Consider the following 22,644-nt stretch of genomic DNA (forward strand, 5'->3'; position numbering starts at 1 on the left):
TAACAGCTGAATGAACTGTTAGTGATGCGTCCGGCGGCCAGCACTGGCGGAGCGAGTACGGCGTCCGACCCGCTGTTCGGTGGTATCAGCGGTGGCTATCTGGGCTTGCTTCTGGCACCGCCGGTGCTACCGGTTCTGGAGCGGGTCGGCGTCACCGAAGCCTGGGCGCTATACCTCGCGCTGGTCGGGACGTTCGCTGTCGTGACCACTGTAACGGGGTGGGTGCTCTCCGGTCGACCAACAGTGGCCGTCACACTCGGCGCGACTCGCGCGCGCTGGTCTCCGGTGGCGATAGCGGCCGTGTACGCCGCCGTCGGCTTTGCGTCGCTGGGGATGAGTGGTGTCAGTGGCGTGCTGGCGTTTTTCTTCGGCCTGCTAGCCTTTTTGTTCGGAATGGCTGTCGCGGTTATGTCACAGACGCGGTACACCGCGGCAGTCACCGCAGGGGCGGAGGAGTTGACTCGCTGGCGGGCGAGCTGGCCCGAGTCCGCACAGCGGCGGCGGCTGTATGTCGGCGGGGCCGTCGCTGGCGTCGCGACTGTCGGCTTCGCCGTCGGTGCGGTGTTCGACCATGCCCTGCTCCAGTACATCGGCCAGATACTGTTCCCGTCCGGGTTCGTCCTCCTCTCGACGGGCGGAACCCGAACCGCTGTTGCGACCGAGAACGGCCTTGAAATCAGATTGCCGGTCGCCAGACGGTTCTATGCCTGGGAAGAACTGGAATCCTACGACCTCGACGCCGAATCGCTCGTTATCACCCGCAAATGGGGGGCAGACCTGCGGTTTGCAACAGCCGAAATCGACGACGTGTCCCTCGCCGAATGGACGCTGGCCGAGCGGCTTTCGGACGACTGACAGCGGTGCCGTCAGGTACCAGTGTTTTTACCCGAACCTGCCCAACCATTGCCCGTGAGTGAGTACGTCTCGACTGGGTGTGACGCGATTGACGACCTTCTGGGTGGTGGGCTGGAGCGCGGTGCGGTCACGCAGGTGTACGGCCCGCCAGCGGCCGGCAAGACAAACTTCGCCCTCTCGGCGGTGATGGAAGTCGCCGCCGCCGGCGACGCGGCGCTGTACATCGACACCGAAGGCCTCTCCGCAGACCGGATGGAGCAGGTCGCAAGGGGCCGCGCACGTGGGACGGCTCAGACTGTGGACGACCTCGCCGGTCGACTCATCATTACGGAGGCACTGGACTACGACGAACAGACCGAGGCTGTCCAGGACGCCGCCGAGTTCGCCGCCGAAGTCGAACTCATCGTACTGGACAGCGCGACCGGGTTCTACCGGCTCCGCCGGGACGACGAGGACGGCGGCGAGACACTACGGGACGTGGCCCGCCAGATTACTCACCTGCTCTCGCTGGCCCGCAAGCACGACATTGCCGTCCTGTACACCAATCAGGTGTTCACCGACCCGGACAGCGACCGCTCGACGGCGCTTGGCGGCCACACCCTGAACCACTGGTCCGGCGCAATCGTCCGTCTGGACCGGTTCCGCGGCGGCAACCGTCGCGCCACGCTGGAGAAACACCGCGCCAAACCGGCCGGCGACACGGCCCAGTTCCGTATCACCGACTCGGGACTCGTGGGCGACGACACGCCCGAAACGCCGCAGTAGGTCGCTCGAATCTCGACACCGGGCTCGGGCGCGCGCCGTCGCGGCGACGGCCGCGTCGTAAGCGCGAGGGACGAGTCGCACAGGCGAGCGAAGCGAGCCGAGCAACGCAGTCGGCTGGGGAGGCGTGTGGTTGTCGCTGCTTCGTGGTGCTATGATTCAGGATGCATACCGCACGAGCGGAGCGAGCGCGGTTTCACTCCGAGCGCGTTCGTAGAACGCGACTCGGAGGTCGTTTTTAGCGTAGATTTTTGCAAAGGGGGTTCCCACAGCGCCGCAAGCGCGAGGAAACCCCCTGCAGTAAAAAGGTACTTCAGTAGATGAGGTCGTCGTCGTTCTCGACCATGTACAGCGTCCGCGCGGCGATATTGACGGCGTGGTCCCCGACCCGCTCGATGTCACGAATCGTCAGCAGGAGCCGGGACACGTCGGCCATCAGTTGCTCGATTTCGGCTTCGCTGGAGTCGGCGTCGATTTCGCGCTCGATGAGGTCACGAACGACCATCTCGGAGGCGGCTTCACACCGTTCGTCCACCTCGTCGTCGATGTCGGCGATGGTATAGCACTGGTCGGCATCCTCGCTGCCGTAAGCGTCCATGGCGTTCTCGACCATCTCTATCGTCACATCGGCAACGTCCTGTATGTCGACCTCGGGATACACATCGCGGTCGGCCTCAAGCGAGTACTCGCCGAGGTTCGTGGCGAGGTCACCGATCCGTTCGAGGTCGGTAATGATCTTGAACGACGCGGTAATAAAGCGGAGATCGGACGCGACTGGCTGTTGCAGCGCCAGCAGGTCGATACAGTCCTGTTCGAGGTCGAGATACAGCTGATTGATCTCGTGGTCGCCCTCAATGACCTCCTGGGCCATCGCTTCGTCTTTCTGTTCGAGCGCATCCAGCCCAAGCCGGAGCCGCTCGAGGACGATCTCTGACATATAGAGGACATCCTCGCGGAGCGAGTTCAGCCCCTCCTGATAGGAATCGCGTGGCATAGTCCGGAATGTGCTAGTGGTATGCATCAGCCTTTCCCTTCTCCCAATATCTCCCGATACCGGCCGGCGTCGCGGTGCGGCGGACGTGCTATGCAGGGACAGGCTCACTCGACGGCAAGAAACGATTATTATGGCGCGGTCTCGGCGTCGTTACGGGGATGAATGGCAAGCGTCGTTGCGTCGCCGAGTGCCGTCCCGCCCTCAATGCGTTCGACACGCAACACCACATCTTGCGGCGTTGCACAGCCACAGCTCACGAACTCGGCCCACTCCTCGCCGACGGCCACCGGGCCGCCGTGGGCGCGTTGGAGGTACTGTTGATAGGTGTCCCCGCGAAGTTCGTCAACGATCCACGCGGTATCGACGCCGGACCACGGGTCCCCATCGGCGACGCTGGGGGCAAACGAGAGCACGATACGGTCCGCAACGGGAGCCATACACTAATTACGGCGGGAGACAGCTTAGTCCCTTGGGAGCCCCACTCAGAACGGTTACAATTTGTCGTTGACCGCTTCCAGACAATCGGCATCAACGAACACTACGACGTGGTCGCCAGGTTCGATAACGGTATCACCACGGGGGATGACCAGTTCGCCGTCGCGGCTGATAGCCCCGATGACTACGCCGGTCGGCAGTTCCTGTACTGATTCCTGAATTGGCCGCCCAGCGAGGACGCTGTCGGCGGCTATCTCGATTTCTAGCACCTCGGCGCGGTCGGATTCGATGATGGCGACCTTTGTCGCGTCGTACTCCCGGGTGAATCGCGTGATCTCTTCGGCGGTCGTCTCACGGGGATTGACAGCCACATCGACGCCGACAGCCTCAAACAGGTCGACGTACTCGCCAGAGTTGACGACGGCGACGGTTCGCTCCGCACCGAGTCGCTTGGCCAGCAGTGTCACCAGGAGGTTCTTTTCGTCGCTGTCGAGCGTCGCAACCACGGCGTCGGCGTCTGAGACGTGTTCCCGGTCGAGGAACTCGCTATCCGTTGCATCACTCTCTAGCACGGTTGTTCCCTGCAGGTCCTCCGCAAGCTCACGCGCCCTGTCGTGGTCTTGCTCGATGAGCCGTGGTTTGATCCCACGATCCTGCAGCAGTCGTGCGGTGTGATAGCCGACATCGCTTCCACCAACAATAACGACGTTCTGCGTCGTCTTTGACTCCGGTGTGATTTCAGACGCAAACAGACGAACGCTTTCACAACTACCGATAACGATGATGTCGTCTCCTTCCCTGATAACGGTCTCTCCGCGTGGGATAATGACTTCGTCACCGCGCAGCACGGCAGCGAAGGTTAGTGACTCGTAGCGGTCGGCCTCCGCGACGGTCTGGTCCGCGATCGGGCTGGATTCACGCACCTCGAACTCACCCATCTGGACCTGTCCGTCGACGAATGTTTCCACGTCGCGCGAGCCTGGAAGCCCGATTACTCGGGCGATATTCTCCGCAGTGAGCAGGTTTGTCGCAACCATGTGGTCCACACCGAAGGCGCCCCCGGATTTTTCCCAGGTCCGGAGGAACTTCGCACTCTTGACGCGGGAAATGGTGAACGGGTCAGCGGCCGTTATCGCCGTCCCACAGGTGACGATATTCGTTTCGTCATCGTCGGTGCTGGCGATGAGTACGTCGGCTTTCTCGATACCGGCCTCCGAGAGCGTGTCGAGTTCCGCACCGTCCCCTTCGACACCGAGTACGTCAGCCTCGTACATCAAGGCCTCAACGCGGTCAGGGTCAATATCTACGACGGCGACTTCGTGGCTTTTCGCGAGGCTTTCAGCGATGTTCGAACCGACCTCGCCCGCACCAACGATTACGATATACACGGCTGCGCCTCCGCCTGATACATATACACCAGCTTCCCACTGACACGTGAAGTGTATTTTCATCCGAGCGGCGAGCCCGGTCTTCCGGGGTAGACAAGCTACCAAACCCGGCACAGATGCTGCTCCGTCGGTGAGGTGTAGCCTTCGAGGCGCTTACGGCTCATCTCTGAGCGGCACGTCTAACCAGGGACAGAGGGCTGACCGACGTTGGAACCGTTCGACCGAATCGAACGACTCTTTCGTCTCTTCGATCGCCTTTCGCATACTGGCGTAGTCGGTCATACGACACTCTCTCTGTCTCCCCACCGTTTGATTATATGCTTCTTTACGCCCGCTATCTCCCTGGTAGACGCGTACTTCTGCCGGCCAGTTCAGGGAACCAGCGTCAAAAACTGTGCCACAATAGCTACACGGGTCTTTCGTCGCGGCCCTGTCTAACACGCAGCGGCCGTCTGACGGACTGCTCAGTACAGTACCAGGTGGCTACTACCCAATCGCTGATCAGTATAGTGTCACTTCTGGCCGAACAGACAGGCTTAGTGACTAATTGCGGACGCAAGTATGAGGACGAGGCAGTGAACGGCGACGAGTCCGAGAAGCAGTACCGTTCTGGCCGCCGGTGGACTCACGACCGCGGCTGCGCCTATCGCCACCGTCAGGACACGCACGACGGTCTCGGGTCGGAAGCTGTCGCTTGACTGCTCCTCGGTTGTGCGGGCCGCTTCGAACTGATCTCTGATAGCGCCGAATCTGGGGCCCTGACGGACCTGCTTTTGATCTTGCTTGTACTCGACCAGTCCGACAGCGTCGAGCTTGGGCAGGTGTGTCTGACAGAGTGAAATGTACACACTGTCGTAGAGCTCGTCACTATCGGTTTCTGCATCGGCGACAATGCTTGCGACCTGCTGGCCCAGTGCACTGACGGATAGCGCTGTCTCGTGTTCGGCAAGACAGTGCAAGCATACGCGGCGGCGCTCGTTACCGAGAATATCGAACATCGTCGCATCATCAAGGCCGGTCTGGTCTGGCGGCTCCGTCGTTTTCCCGGTCGCAAGGACAGCGTCGAGTCCCACTGTCGGTCGCATATATTATCCCCCCTCGGATGGACCGCTGTGTGCACACATCTGTCCAGTGCGTAGCTTACCGCACCGCATCGAGAGCGGCACGTAGCCGGTCAGCAAGCGACTGCGGTGCTGACAGTGACAGCCGATGGCTCGCCGCCAGTGCTACAAACACCACACTCACGACGAGCGCGACTGCGACGCCTGACACTGTGGTCCCGCTGAGTGCGAGTCCACCGACCGCAATCAGTGTCGCACACGCGGTCCCGAGATACCGACCGGACCACCGCTCACCGGCCGATGTGTGAGCAGCTGTCCGAGCGTGCTCAGTGACTGACTCGGTCGACGGCGTCGACTCCGCAGCCGTCGTCGACAGAAGCGTTGGCTCCTCGTCGAGATATTTATCGAAGGAGTTCGCGAGCGCGGTCGCTTCGACGAGTCCCCGGTCCTGGTTGTAGTTGATGACGCCCGCATCGTCCATCTTTGGGAGGTGGGACTGGTACAGCGCGATGTAGACGCGTTGGCGCTCTTTCGAGCGGAGCGAGTCGACCGTCGTGTCGTGTTCCAGCGCCGCGATGTGTTCTGCGATGTCGCTCATATCAGCCGGCTCATCGCCGGGGTGCTCGTGGAGGTACTTGAGGACCAGACGGCGACGGCGACACTGGAGAACGTGGAAGAGGTCGTCGCGGGTGAGTTCGTCGTCCGATGGAGAGTCCGCAGACGGTGACTCGTCTGTCACGGACTCCTCAGCCTCGGTTGCCGTGGGTTCGGAAGTCGTTTCAGCTATCGACATGTGCTCTCCTTATCCAGCACCCGACATATACCGGGTCGACTGTTCCGCCGATTGCGACTGTTTCATCGATTTAGCTGCTCTGTTGAATAGCGGCCTCTGAGCCACACTGAGACTATCTTGGTCTTGAGACCACTAGCGTCAGCTACTAACGAGCAACTCAAACTCCGACTACCCCGACCAACACCGCTATTCAACAGAGCAGATTTAGCGGGCCTGTAATGCTGACTTACCCCGGCAACGATACGATTGAAACGGCCGCTGAAGCCCTTATCAGCCCATATTTCGGTATTTCTGCACAGGTGTTACTGTCTATTACTGTTTCACGCACCATACTGAATTGTTTCACCGTTTCGACGGTAGTTAGTGCATTCTATTTTACATATTTGAGATGTGTTAGGTGCTAAAATCAGGCTGGTTCTGCTGTTTTCCAGGCTTAGAAGGCCTAAAATCGGGAACGAAGCGTACGTTTATATCTGCCGGACGGTGTCGTAGGCCCATTCCGGACCACCGTGGCAGCGGCGGACAGGTGTGTTCGGCGGAGACTCACCCCTCACTGTGGAGTGATGCCACTGGCAACCCAGCTACCCCGGTCTGTGAGCCGGCTTACCCACCGGGCGTTGGCGGCTTAATATCGCCCGCATGGGGCGAGTTTGCCGCTGCAGGCGTTGCCCGCTCCAGACAGATGAGGTTCTCCCTGCCGAGACGTATCTTGACGACTTCGTCCTCGTCGACCATCCGCGAAAGGAGACGGCTAACCTTCGCTTTCGACTAGTCTGTTGCCTCAACGATGTCGGTCTGGTGCAGACGGCCATTCTCGACTTGCAGCATCAGCTTCACGAGTTGTGCGTCAGGGGTGAGTTCCCGGTCGGCGTGCTCGAAGGCTTCAGCTGCGGTGCCCACGTCGATGTCTGGACCGTCAGGTTCGGCCACCCTGTCTGTCGCCTCGATTTCACGATTGACCTCGATTATCTCCCGGTCCAGTTCGAGGCGGCGATAGATGAACAGTCTGGCCGCCGCGGAGAGTCCCGTGACCCAGTCACGCCTGATCGCCGCGACTGTCAGCCCGATCCCGATCAAGAACCCAAGAAGCGAACTCGTCACCCAGGCTGGCGTCAGCACGCTGTTTGGGTTCGTTCCCCAGGCGACTTCCTGGGGGTCGGTCAGGAAGTCACCGTCCGAATCGACCGCGAGCGGGTCCGTTCCAAGGTCCGAAACTTCCTGTCCATCGTTGAGACCGTCGCCGTCCGTATCGACGGTGGTTGGGGACGTGCCAGCCGCCAGTTCCTTTCCGTCGCTGAGACCGTCACTATCTGTGTCACTCTCGGTGGGTTCGGTCCCCATCTCAAGTTCTGTCCCATCTGCTATCCCATCACCGTCAGTGTCTGCGACCGTCGGGTCGGTGCCCAGGGCCAGCTCCCTGCCGTCAGCGACCTCATCAGCGTCGGTGTCGGCCTGTACCGGGTTCGTACCGATCTCCAGCTCCCGACCGTCGACGACGCCGTCGTCGTCCGTGTCTGCGTCGGTCGGATCGGTCTCGCCAGACGCCTCTCGCTGGTCGGACAGCCCATCGCCGTCAGTATCGGCGACGGTCGGATTCGTTCCGAGTGCCAGTTCGCGTTCGTCCGAGAGCCCGTCGCCGTCCGTGTCGCCCTGTCGCGGGTCGGTACCCTCTTGAATCTCAGCCCTGTCACTGACACCATCTTCGTCAGTGTCTGTGGCCGTTGGGTCTGTCCCGTGCTGGTGGACCTCTGACCCGTCCAACAGCCCGTCACCGTCAGTGTCGGTGTCAGTGAGGTTCGTCCCTCGGGCCACCTCGTTGCTGTTGTTGAGCCCGTCATCGTCAATATCACCGGCACGCTGAATCGGCTGCAAAGGCACCGACCGCGTATCCAGCGTGGCGTTAGAACTCGTGTTGCGCAGAGAGATAGAGAGATCATCGAGTCCCGCCCTTCCGGGGGTCGTGAGAGCTGCAGTTCCGTTCGGGCCGACCGACGTACAGGTCGCTGACCCGTTCGCACGCGCACAGACTGTGAGATTTTCTTGCGGCGACGTAACTGTGACCGCGATCCGATACCCGCTGACCCGTTCGCCGTCTATTTGTTCCCAGACGAACGCGGTTCCGTTCGGCCCGTCCGCAGCAGCCTGTGTGGGCTCCACCGACTGTATCGCTGGCGCCGTTTCGTTGCCCGCCACTGTGTATTCAGCATACTGCCCGGCGTCCGCTGCGGTAGCGACACCTACGGAGACAGACGCGACTGTCAAGAGGAGGAGTAAAGCGCAGATCCCGCTCACGATTCGGTGTCTCATACAGTACGGGTGTCACAGCGCGACAATATCCTTTTTGGCACATAGCCTCTTTGTCACTTCTGACCACACCTGATAATTCAGCGATAATTTGTGGCGCGCCCCGACTACTTACTCTTCGGACAGTCCGAGCTCCGACCCAACGACCTGATCCATACCGCGCCGAATCCGTTGTGACATCGCTGATGGTGAAATACCGAGTTTGTCCGCCAGCTCAGCCTGTGAGATGCCACGAGGCACGTCGAAGTACCCCTCTCTGTGTGCCGTCTCAAGTGCGACCTGCTGGTCTGCGGTCAGTCCGCATACGTCGGCATTTGCCTCTCCAGAGGTCCAGTACAGCCGGTCAAGTCTAAATGTGATGTTCCGTTCAGAACACTCGGATCGGAACTGCGACAGCGCCGCTTGTGACCGAAACTGTGCGTGCACTAGCCACTGCCCACCCGTCCCTTCCATGTCGAGCGCCCGGCCACCAGCCTGGACGAGTGAAGGCGTGACCTGAACGGCACTGTCGGCCACCTCGATTCGATAGATGCGGTTCGTCTCCGTCCAGTCTAATACGAGGAACCCACACACCGTGTTATCCCTCCCCAGTTCTGTTTCGAACTGGTCAAGGCTCTCACCCGCGACCTCAATCACCAGAAAATTTGACGTGCCGTCGTTAACCATCTGCTCCGGATGGACTGTTATGTCTGGACTGCTCTCGGTTGCATCCGTCAGAATCAGTTCTGGATGACTCAGGCATAGATCGACGCCGAGGCTCTTCTCCCGTGGTGTTTCATCCGTCTCCGATAGACTTGCCGGCCCGTAGCCAGCGCCATTGACTGGCTGGTCCGCCTCGGTTGCTGACCCCTGGTCGCCGGTGTTGCGCATATGAACACCAGACGAATTGCGCACAAGGGTATTGCCACTATACAGATAGTGTCTGCGAGGTGAGATGCTATACTGATAGCCGGGCGTGGGCCGGGTAGCCGCCTCCGTTTGCTCACCTTGCGGTGTCGGAAGATCGGCAGGTCACCGGCCTTCGGAGGGAGGACTCTCGCCGACGCGGGACAGTCAGACAACGAAACACCCAAACCACTCGGAAGAAATGACTACCGCATGGCAGATAGTCGTTCGTCGGCCCTCCTCGACGAGAATGGGAACCTTTTCGGTCTCGTCAATGTCGTCGATGCGCTGGCCGTCCTACTCGTCGTTGCGGTCGTCGCGGCAGGCGCTGCGCTCGTTCTCCAGCCGGAGCCAGAGTCACCGGAACCGAATACAACCAATGTCACCCTCGATCTCGGGACACAACCATCGTACATCGTCACGGAGATCACTGAAGGCGATACGTACAGTCCCGATGGCGATTCGAAGCTCACCGTCACAGACGTTCACCTGACACCGCAGGACGATCAGACACGCGTCATCCTTCGGGCCTCACTGCAGGGACCACCTGACGGGGATAGTCTCACATATGCGAATGCACCCCCTCGCCTCGGCCGGTCACTGACTATCGCGACAAGTCGATACGAAGTAAGCGGTCAACTACGCGCTGTAGGTGGTGACAACAGTCTCGCCCAAGAGGACACGACCGTAGTTCTCAGGGACACTATGGCCACCGCCGAAGCCCGGGACGTTACCCCCGGTGATGAGATCCGACTCGCTGGCCGCACTGTTGCGACCATCGAAGACGTAGCTGCGTACGCGACCGAGGACGCGACCGAACAGACCGTCTTTGTCGAAGCCGAGCTCGACACACATAGACAGCAATCTGACCGTCGGTTCGGCGGCACACAGGTCCGGCGCGGACAGGCGGTCACGCTCCCGGCCGAGGACTACACGTTCGATGGCCGCATCGAACAGGTGGGTAGCGGTCTCCAGCCAGCGACTACCGATGTGCTCCTTGAGACAACTGTCGACGCCGAGACGGCTGATCGTATCGCTGCCGGCGACGTCGCCACCGTTGCCGGGTACGAGGCAGCCGAGGTGCGAACGGTCACGACGTACGCAACACAGAACCCCGACCGCAAACGCGCGCTTGTTGGTCTCTCGCTGGCCACACTCGAAAGCAACGGTCGCCAACAATTCGGTGGCACCGCCGTCCAGCGCGGGAACAATATCACCGTCTCGACCGAAAGCTACGAACTCTCTGAGACCATCGAACGCGTCGGTACACTCGAACCACGTGGAACGCTCACCAATCGGACGGTAACCCTGCGGATGACAGACATGCGCGCAGACATGGCCGATGCGATCAGACCCGGCATGACCGAAACCAGTGGCGGCGAAACAATTGCTCGCGTCAGCCGCGTCTCCACTGAACCGTCTGTGATTATTACCACGGGCGACAACGGCTCCGTCAACGTTGTCGATCATCCGTACCTGCGTGATGTCACCATCACGACAGAGCTCCGAGTCCGTGAAACGACAGACGGTGTCCAGTTCAAAGGCGAGTCCGTCCAGCAGGGCTCGACAGTTGTAATCAATCTCGGGACCATCACTATCGAAGCGACGGTCGTGAGTATCGGTTTCTGACCCACATCACAAACGATATCTTGAATCGCTCCAACCAGTATATAATCGGATGTCCGAAGAATCCGGGTCGCTGAGCCTCATTGGTGCTGTCGGAAAGAAAATCAGCGCGATTAGCGATGGATCACAGGTCATCAGTGCTGGGCGGGCAATTGGCGCTCGTGTAAGTGCGTTCGTTCGGGAATCGTATTGCTATCGCTGGCTCACCAAGGAGCCCGATCCAGAGGTTATCGTCATCGACCTTCGCGAAACGTACGCTGTCGGTCCGTTCATTGCACTCCTGGATACGCTTATTCCACATGTTGGAGACGCTTGGAACCAGTCTCGCTTGGGATCAGTCGTAGGGCGTGTGTTCGAATGGCTCAGAGAGGAAGTGTTCGACCCACTTGCTGAGACACGTGGCTACAAACTCGCAGTCTCGGTCTTGACGCCACCGGAGCCTCCGGAACGAGAACGCACCGTAGTAGATGATTCGGAGTCTACCGAAGACGAGTCGTCTTCGCTCTTGTGAAGCACGTTGTTGATTTTTAGAGGGCGGCGTCGATAGCATGTTTGAGCGCGTCGTCACCTGGTTTTCTGTAGAGTTCACAACGGAGCTGAAACGCTCTGAGATACGGCGTTAGCTTGTCTTTTGACACTCCTCGGTGGGGTGAGAGCCACCGTCGCGTCAGCGACGCGTGGCTCTCGCAGGTGTTGACGTGAACGTCGCCGTCAACGTATTCTCCGTCGCCGTGGACGACGTATTCACGGGTGAATGCGTCGTCTTTTTCGAGCGGTTCGTACGCTCGAAATCCGTCCGTATAGACGGTCAACGACTCCTCGTCGTGGTCAGCAAGCAGGAGTCGAATGGTCGATTCGTCGGCGGATTTCGCTGGCACGACGTAGCGCTCGTCCGAGCTACGATCGACCAGCGTGAACACCGGTGGTTTGTCGCCGTTGTACGACCCTCGTCCGCGTGTGGATAAGCCACGCGAGCGCGACTCTTGGTCGCGCTCGCGGCCTTTGAGACCGGCAGAGACGTACACTTCGTCGATTTCGACCGGTCCAGACAGTGTGATCGAAGGCGCGTCGAGCGCGCTGGCGAAGCGCTCGACGCGCCGTCTCACCGTTCTGTACGAAAGATCGAGCTCCGCCTCGATCTGCCGAATACTCGTATTGAACCGTAAGAACACGTAGATCGTGAAGTACCACTCTTTCAGCGAAAGCTTCGAATGAGCAAAGATGGTGCCGGTCTTGTCGTTGAACGTCCGGCCGCAATTCTTACACAGATACCGCTGATACTCCCGATAGCTGCCGTTTCTGACCGTCAGGTCAGAACGGCAGCGGGGGCACTCGACGCCATCACGCCAGCGAACCTGCTGCAACAGGTCCGCTGCAGCCGATTCCGACACGAACCGGCTTATTGGGAACATATCGGGTACCGCTGGCGCGGTGCCCTTGCCCTCTTCGACTTTCAGCCACAGTTCTCGCTATCAACAATCTACTTCGCAAGAGCGGTCGTCTTAGTCTTTCCACGGTCACGCTCTTTGCGAGGTTCTATGGTTCATCGATGTTCGGTCACAGGAGTGACGTAGCGTGGTACGACACCAGTCACAGCTGCGTAATCGGGACGATCAGAGCATCCGTGCTTTGGCCCCTTTGATTTCATTTCGATCCGCAAAGCGATTGCCAGCAGCACGGAGTACGTACCGCCCCACAATATCCTGATCGTGTACGCAACGACCTACCCAGTCATTCGGTAAGTAGTCAACAGGGTCGCGATAACCTACGACGTCCAGTGGACACTTCGGATGCTGGACGATGCTCCAAGCCAACCATTACGACCTGGCTGACGGGGAATTCAAATAATACGGGGTGTAATACTCAGTTATGGGTGAAACGACGAAAGTCACGGAGAAGGGGCAAACGACGATTCCACGTGATCTCCGTGAGAAGTACGGTATCGAGCCGGGTGACAGCGTGGAGTGGGTCGAGACAGAAGATGGCGTCATGCTAACGAAGGCAGTTGACGGCGGCGGACGCGGAATGTTGGTGCCCGATGATACTGATGAGGACACGCGCGAAGAAATCGCACAGGAACTGACTCAGCGGATACACGACCGGCGGACGAAGGAGACGCCCGATACGTGACGAAGTATGTCGTCGGTTCGATGGGGTATCTGCGATATCTGGTTGATAGTCTCCCAGAGGAGGCAAGCACGATCTTCGACCGCGCCGAGGCCGGACTGGACGTGCTGTACGCACCGGATGTCGTCGTTGGCGAGACGCTGTACGAGGTGGCGTTTGGCGGCGAAGTCGCAGGTGTGGCGCTTTAGGGAAACGCGAACGACGTGTATCGCCGAACTGCGACGAACGGCCCTATCGACGTGGTCGCTCTCGACGAGCATCGTTTGAGGTGACCAGCAAACCTACTTCACTGTGACGAGTTATATATGCAGATATGTGGACCCCTGAAGAGATGCTTCGTCACAGTAACCTCCTTCAAACAACGCCCGGAACGGACACATACGCTATCCTCCGTTTCCTGTGTGCCCATCGCGAATCAACGGTGACACCAGCAGCAATTGCTGACAGAACCGAATGTCCAGAATCGAAGGTTGTGACCACGCTGAGCCGCCTCGAAGCTATCGGAGCGATCGGACGGGTTACTGACGGAGTTCAGATTCACGAGGACGCTGCCGAAACACTTGCCCGACGGTTGAAGTCACTGGACGCGGTGACCCAACTATTCGACACCGCACCCGACGATTGCTACGCAACGGAAGATTGGGAGTCACGAATCGGGTCCATCGACTGCGTGGACGAAAACAGGAAGTAAACAATCGAGTGTTGCGAGTAGACGGGATGGTTACCCGCTCTTTTTGTTTATCTTCAATAGGTTGAATAGTGTACTCTCTGCCAGTTAGGACACTACTAATCAGATAATCTGCCGATCAATTTGTCATCTGAATTATAAGACATACACCCATTGACGACCGATCGCTGTTCATATTCGATAAGCCGAGTATGCGCGAACTCACGAGAGATCTCCAGTGGAAACTCACAGACACTCCCCCAATCCAGTTCCTGTGTCGGGCAGCTGTGAGCCACGGTGTGTGGCATCCAAATAACTGTGGAGCAACACTGCCAGAAACCGCAAGACGGCGGCGGCTGCAAGGCACCTACCACCGACTGATATAATACTGGCTCTTACCGAACTGAGTGAAACAGTACCCCGAGAATTACAGCATCCCGCCGTAGGCTAGTTGCTATGTACAATCAAACAGCCTTCGGCGGGATGCTACAGGATATTGTTGAGCTCACGTCAATAGTGTTGCGCCCAGAGCCGCTCGATGAGGAAATCGAGCGGCGCTGTAAGCAGGCATGGGAACAAGCTCCTTGCCCGGAGTGTGGTGAAACCGCCATCCAGTCCGGGGACGGCAGTCCCCGGGTCTGGTGCACCAACTGCCGCTATGTCTTCTCCTACACCCGCAACACGCCCTTCGAAGGCCGCACTCTCTCTCCTGGCGAAATCGTCATTGCGTTCGTCCTCTATGCCGACACACTTCTCAGCATCCACCAAATCACCCAGCTCTTCGAAGCGGTCTACGACACGGTTCATTCCACGATTCGAGAGGTAGAAGCCGCCTTCCAGCGCGGCTTCTACCTCGTCTGGGAGCGCATCCAACACGCTATCGACGGCCCAACTCAGATCGACGAAACCGGCCACAAGTGCTCTGGTTACAAGGGACAGACGCCGCCGCGGGATGGGCTTTCCCGCGGCGGCTCTGGGGAAGGGGGGCGATCACGGTGGGAAGGAGCACCTGGCGATACCATGACGCTGATCGGTGCCTGTCGTGATGTACTTCGTGTAATTCGCGCCGAGCCAGGTGCTCAACCGGAAGAACTCAAACCAGCACTTGATGAGGTAGAGATTCTCTCAGGGAAACTGGATGAGGTCTGGCACGACGGGTGGCGCGGGTACGCGCCACTCGTCTACAAGAACGAGCAGACCGTTGTTCACTCCGAAGAATTTGTCACTGATGACGGCGTCCACATCAACCAAGTCGAATGCCTCTGGTCGCTAGTGAATCCATGGCTACAGAAGTTCCGCGGCCTCTCCAAGCCTGGATTGGAGCAGTCCGTCCGAACCTACGGGTTCGTACGGACGTTAAACCTCGCTGGAGCACCACTACACGGCCTTCTTGACTGCTTCGTCGTCAACGTGTTTCGCTGAGTTATGTAAGAGCCCCGAATCTTTCGGATGGCTTCCGGCACGCCACCCCGGAGTGGGTGGCGCTGCCGGAACCACTGCACTAACACGTATCCAATCAGCGTACAGAACAACTCGAACAGCACGCCGTTGAGCGATTGTGAGTGAAAGTTTTCCACGTTCGTATATTGCTTGAGCTCCCGGAAGAAAATCTCAATCACTGTCCGAAGCGTGTAGATGCTGATCACCTCGATAGGGTCGAATTCGCTCGGTGGTAACGTCGTGATGTACTGCATTTCTTCGCCGTCCACGTCCTCAAATACAATCCGCCGGAACTGTTCGCCGGTCTCAGCCAGCTCAATTCGCTGGTCAGACACGCTTCTTGTCCCTGCTCCGTCGGTGATGTCGATGTCTTGGAGCGGCTCCAAGACATCGACTTGGGCGTCGGACCGCAGTAGAGTGACGAAATCCTCACCTCGCTGCTTCATCGCACAGAAACGGTCGTAATCGAGGTAGCCACGGTCAAAGACCTGAATGAGCGAGTCGAGGTCTGCAAAGACCTTGACATCGCTCTGGAGATGTTCGAACTGTGTGGGTTCACGAGTATCACCGCCTGTGACAGTCATGCCAAGCGGGTGGCTGTGGTCACCATCCACGCGCGCGGCAAGATTAAGCTTGAGTCCACCGTCGGTTGGCTGGATTTCGTGAACAACCGTCTCTTCGTCGAGTTCACCAGCTACAGCGACAGATCTGGTGAGTGCGAGGTTTGTTGCATCAAGTGCCACAATAGGGCGGTTGAGCCACTCAAGACGCTTGCGTTGAACGGCGCGTTGGTGATACAGCTGTGGCGTATGGAGTAGTTCGAAGAAGAGACGAACGACCGCGCGGTAGTCGCGGTCGTTCGTCCGCCGAGAGAATGTTGAGCCGGCCATATAGTCCAACTGCTCGTGAGTTGCTGTTTTCTCGGATAGTTCAGCGAGCGAGTCAGATGGTTTGACTCCTTCGAAGATGCCGATCTTGAGGTGGTTATCGAAGTCGTGCTTCTTGGAGTGTTTGCCAATGCCGAACTCCTCAGCAATGGACTCGCTGTCGACTTCGTCGAGCAGCGAGTACAATTTACCAGCGACAGTTTCGCAAGGATTGATATTTTCGCCGTTCGTTACCTCTGCCGACGGCCGCTGACAACCATCAGAATCTACAGACATCAGGCCGTCACTACCGGCCTTCAGCCGGTTTTAAGTACTCGAAACGGGACAGCCGCAGCCTTCTCTGATCCATACTGCTCCAGCTGCCACGCTGTTTTCTCGATACGCTCGGTTGTTCGCGCGATCCGTTCGCGGATTGCCGCGAACTCCTCATTTGGACGGTGCTTGGCGACCGAATTCTTCAGATGGAACACTTCGTCGATCACTTCCGAGACGACCTCGTTCCGTCGATCCAAGGAGAATACCGCCGTCGTCCCAGAGGTTGTAGTCCAGCGTTCGGCCAACGTGGACGAAATCAAGTTGGTGATCGCTGTGTTCGTCGGTAAAGGCCGTAACGATGCCGTCATCAGCGTCACTGACCACTCCGCGTCGTCAGTGACTGCGTCGATGTCATAGAGGTCGGCTGCTGTCTCGTTCCAATCAGCGTTCACCGAGAGATCCAGCAGGGAGCGTGACTCCTCGGCGGTGTCTTCGCCGAGTGTGGCCTGAACGGAGTGGTACGAACGGTCGTCGTCTTGGCTGTGACACTTCGTACCGTCAGGAATTACCGCATCAGCGTCTGTGTCAGCGACAAAGTCGGGGAGGAATTGCTTGAGCTTGCCACCGTACTCTTTAATACGACGGTTAATCGTGGTCGGCGACGGCATCCTCTCGAAGATGCCGTCGCCGTGGTCAGCAGCGTCACAATAGCTGAGCGAGGTGGCGAGATCAACGCTTTTGGCGGCGATGTCCCGCTGATAGCGGTTTTGCCCGTCGAAGCTGAGAACATCTTCGACGGGGCGGAAATAGCTGGGTTCGTCGTGGTCAGCGGCGGTATCTTCGACGTAGTGAAGGTTGAATTCGTGTTCACCGGCGGTTGTGACGGCTGTGCGGGTGTCGGTACCGGCGCGTTGGAATCGCTGATCACCATTGCCGTGAGCGTGTTTCTCGCCACAGAGCGCCTCGACGCGGCTCGCGTCAAGGCTCTCGACGAGTCCTTCGAGAAGAACTGATTCAACGTTCTGGTCAGTGATGAACTCGGCAAGCGTGGCCAGCGGTATCATTTTGTCGTCGTCGATGCTAACCGTCAACCGCACGTCGATTGTGGCGTGCATGGGACACCTCTTGGGTGGACACCAGAGGCGTCCCGTTTCTCACGGGAGCCAGTTGCTACTGAACTCTAGAGGACTTTGTGACACGACCCATACTTTGCGCAGATCACTCCTGGTCGCACGCCCAGCTCATCCTTCACGAACTCGGTGAGTACCTCAGCTACTCGCCACCGCCGCTGTTGGAGCGGTTGATCGAAGATGCACAGAAGATCCACCAGCAACGACCGATCCTGCAAGAGACGCTCGCTACCGCTACGCAACCGAGGTGTGAGTCTTAGCTAAAGACGAATGCTTGCTCAGCTTTGCACGTTAGCGTCATAGGTTGCATTAACGAAAAGGGGTAATACGACCCGACGCGTCGCCGCATTCCGTAGCGAGAATCACGGGCTCTGTCGGTGTGTCAATCTTATTTATGACGAGGTAATTGGTCGTGTTCGCTTCTCCTTCCGTGGCGATGAGCGGATTCACGTCCTCAAGCTGAGAGACGGGTAGTTTGTTTATCCCGATATGGTATATTGTCCTGTGCCACTGTCAGTAGTGTCTATACGATCTGGTAGCATCTTGAAGCGAATTTTCTCACCGGCGTAAGCCACGTTGCGATTGTTACAGAGCGGGCTGACTCACTCCTTGCCATAGGATTCGATATGGTCAGGAAGGTCAGAATCGTGAGCGAACCGCGAGTCGAAGAGATAAGTGTCCGCAGGCACACCTACCGCTTCTTCGAGTTCGGCGACGATCACACGGAAGAGATGTTACTGATGTCGTGGCCTTGGTCGTCTTCGTCCTGCTCTTCGTTGTGGCGGAGTAGGCGAACAGGTGGCCTTGTCGTCGGCGTAGGTGATGTCTTGGCCTCATGCAGATTTTTTCACACGCAGCTGAAAATATATATCCTGAGCGGGAATTAATCTTGACATAAATGTCGACTCAAACAGTTTTTGCACGTTTGTAGATATATTAAATACTTTTTCAGCCACAATATTATGAGGGAAATAAGGGTGTTTTTTAAATATAACTTTTACATCTTCAACTTCGAAAACCGCGTCCGAATAAAAGTTAAAATCGCCTTGTTCTGTAAAATAGTTTGAGAAGGTACCAGTCCCCAGCAAACGTTTATGAGTTGGGTCAGTCCAATTTTGAGAACTTCGATGTGGGCCAGTAACTTCCACTACTGCACCATCGGTTCCAATGCGATGAACTTCCTCTACGAAGTTGATAGGGTTCTCCAAGTGTTCAAACACATTTATAGCGCGTATATGAGTAAAATGGTCACTTGGCAAATCCCACTTTTCTGTATCTAAATCAACAACCTGATCACACTCTGGGGTGTCAACAATATCAACTCCATACCACCCCTCCCGTTCAATCTGACCACAACCGAGTAGTACTTTTGTCTGCTTGACCATGTGAAGTAAAGCGTACAAGTTAATCTATAAGTCTTTTTTTCCATTGCTCTTGGGATACCCTATTTTCGAGGTTCTATCTGGCGGAAGACCGGAATGAATGATGCTAGCTGTCATGGCAAACCACTAGACGTAGCGTGATTTCAAGTTTCAGTAATCGCTTGATGTCATGAGCGACACACTCTACAGACGTACTGCGGTTCTACTCTTAGCTAAAGACGGATGGTTGCCGGGGATGAGGCGTGGGTTCTTCCACCGCTACTACCACGGCATTACATATTGATGACGGCTTGACTACTAGCAGGTTAGTGAATCCATCGCCTGTCAACGGGCAACGGACGGCCTACACATAAACTCCCCACTGAGAAGGGGCTCCCACCGATTACTCGCCACAAGACCGCCCGCGTCTACAGCGTTATCTGGATGGGCGTAAAGAAGCATACCTCAGACGAGTGGAGCAATGGCTCCTTGTGTACATCGTCACCTCCGACATCGAACGGTACTCCTTTGGATTAGGTAGGTTGGGCCGTGGTGAATCGCCAGACATAGCTTGATTCCACGGCTACAGAGTCTCCTTGATGTTGTGAACGACACACATCAGAACGAGTTCACGAAACTCACCGTACCAAGTTCGCGCACGCACGGCGTCGCCGAGCGTGCGCTTGATTGTGGAGAAGACGGTCTCACACATCGCTCGTTGGCGGTATCGAGGCCCATCGATCCGCGCGTTGTGCGCGTGATCGATGGGCCGGAACTCACGGTGTTTGATCAGGGGTCTTACGCCCTCTTCGCGGAGTTTTTCGCGTAAATCCATCCAATCGTAGCCTTTGTCGGCAGCGAGGCTGGCGAGGTCGCCCGCGTTGCGGCGGGCGACCTGCCAGCCGAGTTGCGTGTCGTGGCGTTTCTCAGTCGTACAGTGCACGTCTAGAATGGCTTGGCTTTCTGTGTCGACGAGAGCTGTCGCTTTGAGCGTCTGAACCCGGTAATTCGTCCGGCAGCAGTAGTGTTTGCTAGCGTTTTCGCGGTCGAAAAATGTCGCATCGATAGCGGCGTGACCAGATGGCTCGTGCTCCTGCGCCGACAGGCGCAGTAGCACTCGCCAGAGTGCAGTCTTGATTCTGTCAAACCACTTGACTAGCGTCGAGTGGTCGGGGAGATCGGCCGCGTCGAGGCCGATCTCCCCGAGTATTTGTGGCATCTCACTCAGCAAATCAAGTGCTTCTCGGTAGGATTTTTGCAGGTAAACCCGCAGACAGTGCAGCGACACCACCGCATACTCGGCGAAGCCGCCACCCCCTTCGGGAGCGGCGACTTCGCCTCGCTCACCAACAGCATTTTTAGCTAACTGAACGACTTTGCTCGTGAAGCGGGAAATCTTCGACATTGACCATCGGCGATTTCCCGCTTCATTCCACTAGTTCTAACGGTCGAAACCGACGCAGTCCCGCGATTCACCAGAGCCGTAGGTTGAAAACATACAGCTCAATATTATTTTTTGTGGAAATACGATGATTCAATTACACAGATAACGCTGGTTGGGAAGCACCGAACGTGTTCCTTCACGGGTGTTTAGGAACAATAAAGAAAGATATATTTCTACCGGGAGGAGATTGCACCCATGCCCGATGTTGGCGTTGTTATACCAACGTTTAATTCTGGGGATCAGTTAGATCGATGTCTCCAAAGTCTCACCTGGGCTGATGAGATAATAATTATTGATGGCGGAAGCCAAGATGATACTACAGACATAGCGAGGGAATATACAGAAGATATTTATGAATTTGAGTCTGATAACTTCTCTGAAATTCGAAATAAGGGGATAATGAACGCTGAATCTTCCTGGTTGCTTCATCTTGATGCAGACGAAGTAGTTCCTCGACCATTAGCAGAAGAAATACAGTCCAAAATCATGGGTACTGACCAGTCTGGGTTCTATATTCGCCGACAACATGTGTTTCTCGGTAAAGAGTTAGGAGAAAAGCGTTCACCATTACGAACTCCTTCTCACCTAAAATTGGCAAAACGGGACCAGAGTAAATTTGTCGGGAATGTACATGAAGAGTTGACAGTCGAAGGGGAACTAGGAGAAATGGAAAATGTATGTAAACATTATTCTCACAACTCAGTCGAAGAGTATATTTCCAAAATGAATCGATATTCGTCTTTATTAACGAGAGAGCATACAAGAAAAAGAGGGTATGACGGCAGTTTTCCATTATTAATTGGATGCACTGTCTCTCCGGTCAAGAGATTGGTTTCAATAGGTATTATCAGAGGGTACTTTTTTGATGGCTGGCATGGGCTTGTATATACCTTGCTTGTTTCGATGTCATGCCTCGTGGAGAACATGAAAATCTGGGAGAGCAAAATAAAGGATACTAATTATGAGTCGTAGAGTATTCAACCTTTACTTCGTACTTTTAAATTTACTATTATTGAGTTTAATGTACTCGGTTAACATTGAGTTTGGGCCGCTTTCTATAGTTTTTCCATCAGAGTTTATTGTGATACTGATGGTACCGTTGGTTATATGCCATTTTGTTGCATCTGAGGTGACCAAAGTTCGGCTATTCCACTTCTATACGTTTGTATTGCTGTTCTTTCTGGTAAGCTTTTTAGGAATCGGATTTTCAAATAATCCGGTTGTAGCCACGAAGGCTTTGTTTAGAGAAGTGGCTTATTTTGCTGCCGTTTTTATAGGTTTGATTACTTTTCTCCCCGATCGGAGTTATATATATAGAGCAATCGAGCTTATCATTATTTCTGGTGTAGGGGTCGGTCTACTCGGAATCTTCCAGCAATTGAATAGTGGATTCGTGTTGTATGGCGCTCATGCTTCCCCATTTTTCAACGAACATGGGACGTTTGGGGTGATGATGAGCTATTGTCTAATATATTCTCTAGTCATGTGGCGGTCAACTGCCAAATTGACTTTTCTAAATGGTTCTTTGCTAAAAGTCTCCTCAACCATATTTCTACTAGCGACTTTCTTGTCGTACTCTAAGGCGGCCTGGGTTTCAATTCTCGTATCGGTACTGTTACTGGCCATACTCTGGGGGATGGAATCAGATAGAGACCTGTCGCAGAAGATCCCCGGTTTAGGGGCATTGGTTGTTCTCCCCCCTGTAATACTGTCATTGGCAATCTTAGCGGCTGGGATAAGGCTGGATGAACTGGCATATTACTTTTCTTTAGAATATTCAAGCAATCAGGAGAGAATCAATCGATTTGCGGCTGCTGTAAATATGGCGATGGAAAATCCGTTTACTGGTGTGGGTGTAAGAAATTATGTATTCGTCTATGAAGATTATAAGAGTATTGTATTCAACACTATCCATGCTGATTCGGAGGGGCTTACCTCCCATAATATGTATCTGAAAATCTTGGCGAACAGGGGTTTTGTTGCTTTTGGACTATTCATTCAGCTTCTGCTCGTATATATTCTTGATTCATTGAACATGATTTTTAGCATGGGTAAAAGAGACAGAGATTTAATAATTGCTGGACTCGTAGGGAATATATCGTATATGGTACATTGGTTAGCGAATACGCTTTGGGTGGGGCGAATTGAAGCAGTATTCTGGTTTTCAATTTCTATAACATATCTCGTATATTCCCAAAAATTAGACTGATCTCGAATAGAAATTTTGCAG

The 22,644-nt window shown here is 56.1% G+C and carries 20 protein-coding genes and 4 pseudogenes; 11 read left to right on the forward strand and 13 right to left on the reverse strand.

Annotated elements, in window-relative coordinates; translation table 11 throughout:
• Positions 1-24: 24 nt before the first annotated feature.
• Both BDK61_RS12255 and radB read left to right on the forward strand, forming a co-directional pair.
• Complete coding sequence (locus BDK61_RS12255) at positions 25-855, forward strand: hypothetical protein (protein WP_121303348.1); 831 nt, start codon at positions 25-27, stop codon at positions 853-855.
• Positions 856-909: 54 nt separating this feature from the next.
• Positions 910-1,620: a DNA repair and recombination protein RadB gene (gene radB / locus BDK61_RS12260; RefSeq protein WP_004957268.1), complete on the forward strand. Its 711-nt coding sequence runs from the start codon at positions 910-912 to the stop codon at positions 1,618-1,620.
• Positions 1,621-1,930: 310 nt separating this feature from the next.
• On the opposite strand, the gene phoU is transcribed toward radB, so the two are convergent.
• The 8 genes and pseudogenes from phoU to BDK61_RS12295 all read right to left on the reverse strand — a co-directional run bounded on the left by phoU (position 1,931) and on the right by BDK61_RS12295 (position 9,462).
• Positions 1,931-2,611, reverse strand: coding sequence for a phosphate signaling complex protein PhoU (gene phoU / locus BDK61_RS12265; protein ID WP_121303349.1), 681 nt, complete (start codon positions 2,609-2,611; stop codon positions 1,931-1,933).
• A gap of 128 nt (positions 2,612-2,739) precedes the next feature.
• Complete coding sequence (locus BDK61_RS12270; RefSeq protein ID WP_004957271.1) at positions 2,740-3,048, reverse strand: hypothetical protein; 309 nt, start codon at positions 3,046-3,048, stop codon at positions 2,740-2,742.
• 54 nt (positions 3,049-3,102) lie between these two features.
• The gene (gene trkA, locus BDK61_RS12275) at positions 3,103-4,434 is read right to left on the reverse strand and encodes a Trk system potassium transporter TrkA (RefSeq protein WP_121303350.1); all 1,332 of its coding nucleotides are present in this window, start codon (positions 4,432-4,434) and stop codon (positions 3,103-3,105) included.
• A gap of 153 nt (positions 4,435-4,587) precedes the next feature.
• Positions 4,588-4,716 (reverse strand): hypothetical protein, encoded by a 129-nt coding sequence (locus BDK61_RS24190; RefSeq protein ID WP_004957274.1) that lies wholly within the window; start codon positions 4,714-4,716, stop codon positions 4,588-4,590.
• A gap of 254 nt (positions 4,717-4,970) precedes the next feature.
• The gene (locus BDK61_RS12280; protein ID WP_011223686.1) at positions 4,971-5,519 is read right to left on the reverse strand and encodes a DUF7344 domain-containing protein; all 549 of its coding nucleotides are present in this window, start codon (positions 5,517-5,519) and stop codon (positions 4,971-4,973) included.
• A 55-nt stretch (positions 5,520-5,574) separates the two neighbouring features.
• Positions 5,575-6,288, reverse strand: coding sequence for a DUF7344 domain-containing protein (locus BDK61_RS12285; protein ID WP_121303351.1), 714 nt, complete (start codon positions 6,286-6,288; stop codon positions 5,575-5,577).
• Positions 6,289-6,891: 603 nt separating this feature from the next.
• Positions 6,892-8,595 (reverse strand): annotated as a pseudogene (locus BDK61_RS12290) (DUF7343 domain-containing protein).
• A 108-nt stretch (positions 8,596-8,703) separates the two neighbouring features.
• On the reverse strand, positions 8,704-9,462 hold the full coding sequence (locus tag BDK61_RS12295; RefSeq protein WP_004957283.1) for a helix-turn-helix domain-containing protein: 759 nt from the start codon (positions 9,460-9,462) through the stop codon (positions 8,704-8,706).
• Between the two features lie 228 nt (positions 9,463-9,690).
• Between BDK61_RS12295 and BDK61_RS12300 the strand changes: the two genes are divergently transcribed.
• Together BDK61_RS12300 and BDK61_RS12305 are read left to right on the forward strand one after the other, a co-directional pair.
• Complete coding sequence (locus BDK61_RS12300; RefSeq protein ID WP_121303352.1) at positions 9,691-11,106, forward strand: DUF4330 family protein; 1,416 nt, start codon at positions 9,691-9,693, stop codon at positions 11,104-11,106.
• A gap of 49 nt (positions 11,107-11,155) precedes the next feature.
• Complete coding sequence (locus tag BDK61_RS12305) at positions 11,156-11,614, forward strand: hypothetical protein (protein WP_121303353.1); 459 nt, start codon at positions 11,156-11,158, stop codon at positions 11,612-11,614.
• 16 nt (positions 11,615-11,630) lie between these two features.
• Here BDK61_RS12305 and BDK61_RS12310 read toward each other — a convergent pair whose 3' ends face one another.
• Complete coding sequence (locus BDK61_RS12310; RefSeq protein WP_121303354.1) at positions 11,631-12,515, reverse strand: IS1595 family transposase; 885 nt, start codon at positions 12,513-12,515, stop codon at positions 11,631-11,633.
• Between the two features lie 457 nt (positions 12,516-12,972).
• Between BDK61_RS12310 and BDK61_RS12315 the strand changes: the two genes are divergently transcribed.
• The 4 genes from BDK61_RS12315 to BDK61_RS12330 all read left to right on the forward strand — a co-directional run bounded on the left by BDK61_RS12315 (position 12,973) and on the right by BDK61_RS12330 (position 15,319).
• Positions 12,973-13,233 carry an AbrB/MazE/SpoVT family DNA-binding domain-containing protein gene (locus tag BDK61_RS12315; protein ID WP_011223692.1) on the forward strand — a complete coding sequence of 87 codons (261 nt, stop codon included), beginning with the start codon at positions 12,973-12,975 and terminating at the stop codon, positions 13,231-13,233.
• A complete protein-coding gene (locus BDK61_RS12320) occupies positions 13,230-13,418 on the forward strand; it encodes a hypothetical protein (protein ID WP_121303355.1) in 189 nt (62 codons plus the stop codon). Before BDK61_RS12315 ends, BDK61_RS12320 begins: the two co-directional genes overlap by 4 nt.
• A 143-nt stretch (positions 13,419-13,561) precedes the next feature.
• Positions 13,562-13,921 carry a hypothetical protein gene (locus tag BDK61_RS12325; protein ID WP_121303356.1) on the forward strand — a complete coding sequence of 120 codons (360 nt, stop codon included), beginning with the start codon at positions 13,562-13,564 and terminating at the stop codon, positions 13,919-13,921.
• A gap of 432 nt (positions 13,922-14,353) precedes the next feature.
• Positions 14,354-15,319 (forward strand): IS1595 family transposase, encoded by a 966-nt coding sequence (locus BDK61_RS12330; protein ID WP_121302811.1) that lies wholly within the window; start codon positions 14,354-14,356, stop codon positions 15,317-15,319.
• Between the two features lie 14 nt (positions 15,320-15,333).
• On the opposite strand, the pseudogene BDK61_RS12335 reads toward BDK61_RS12330, so the two are convergent.
• Positions 15,334-16,500, reverse strand: a pseudogene (locus BDK61_RS12335) (IS4 family transposase); the annotation flags it as partial.
• Positions 16,501-16,553: 53 nt separating this feature from the next.
• Positions 16,554-17,594 (reverse strand): annotated as a pseudogene (locus tag BDK61_RS12340) (ISH6 family transposase); the annotation flags it as partial.
• A 113-nt stretch (positions 17,595-17,707) separates the two neighbouring features.
• On the opposite strand from BDK61_RS12340, the pseudogene BDK61_RS12345 reads away from it, so the two are divergent.
• Positions 17,708-17,869, forward strand: a pseudogene (locus BDK61_RS12345) (IS4 family transposase); the annotation flags it as partial.
• A 573-nt stretch (positions 17,870-18,442) separates the two neighbouring features.
• Here BDK61_RS12345 and BDK61_RS23020 read toward each other — a convergent pair.
• Entirely contained in the window at positions 18,443-18,994 is a 552-nt protein-coding gene (locus tag BDK61_RS23020) for a class I SAM-dependent methyltransferase (protein ID WP_148709135.1), read from the reverse strand.
• Between the two features lie 559 nt (positions 18,995-19,553).
• Positions 19,554-20,375: an IS5 family transposase gene (locus BDK61_RS12350; protein ID WP_121303357.1), complete on the reverse strand. Its 822-nt coding sequence runs from the start codon at positions 20,373-20,375 to the stop codon at positions 19,554-19,556.
• Positions 20,376-20,609: 234 nt separating this feature from the next.
• On the opposite strand from BDK61_RS12350, the gene BDK61_RS12355 reads away from it, so the two are divergent.
• Together BDK61_RS12355 and BDK61_RS12360 are read left to right on the forward strand one after the other, a co-directional pair.
• On the forward strand, positions 20,610-21,386 hold the full coding sequence (locus BDK61_RS12355; protein WP_121303358.1) for a glycosyltransferase family 2 protein: 777 nt from the start codon (positions 20,610-20,612) through the stop codon (positions 21,384-21,386).
• Positions 21,387-21,504: 118 nt separating this feature from the next.
• Positions 21,505-22,623: an O-antigen ligase family protein gene (locus tag BDK61_RS12360; RefSeq protein ID WP_167467379.1), complete on the forward strand. Its 1,119-nt coding sequence runs from the start codon at positions 21,505-21,507 to the stop codon at positions 22,621-22,623.
• Positions 22,624-22,644: the final 21 nt, after the last annotated feature.

This window comes from Haloarcula quadrata, assembly GCF_003634715.1.
Taxonomy (GTDB): domain Archaea; phylum Halobacteriota; class Halobacteria; order Halobacteriales; family Haloarculaceae; genus Haloarcula; species Haloarcula marismortui.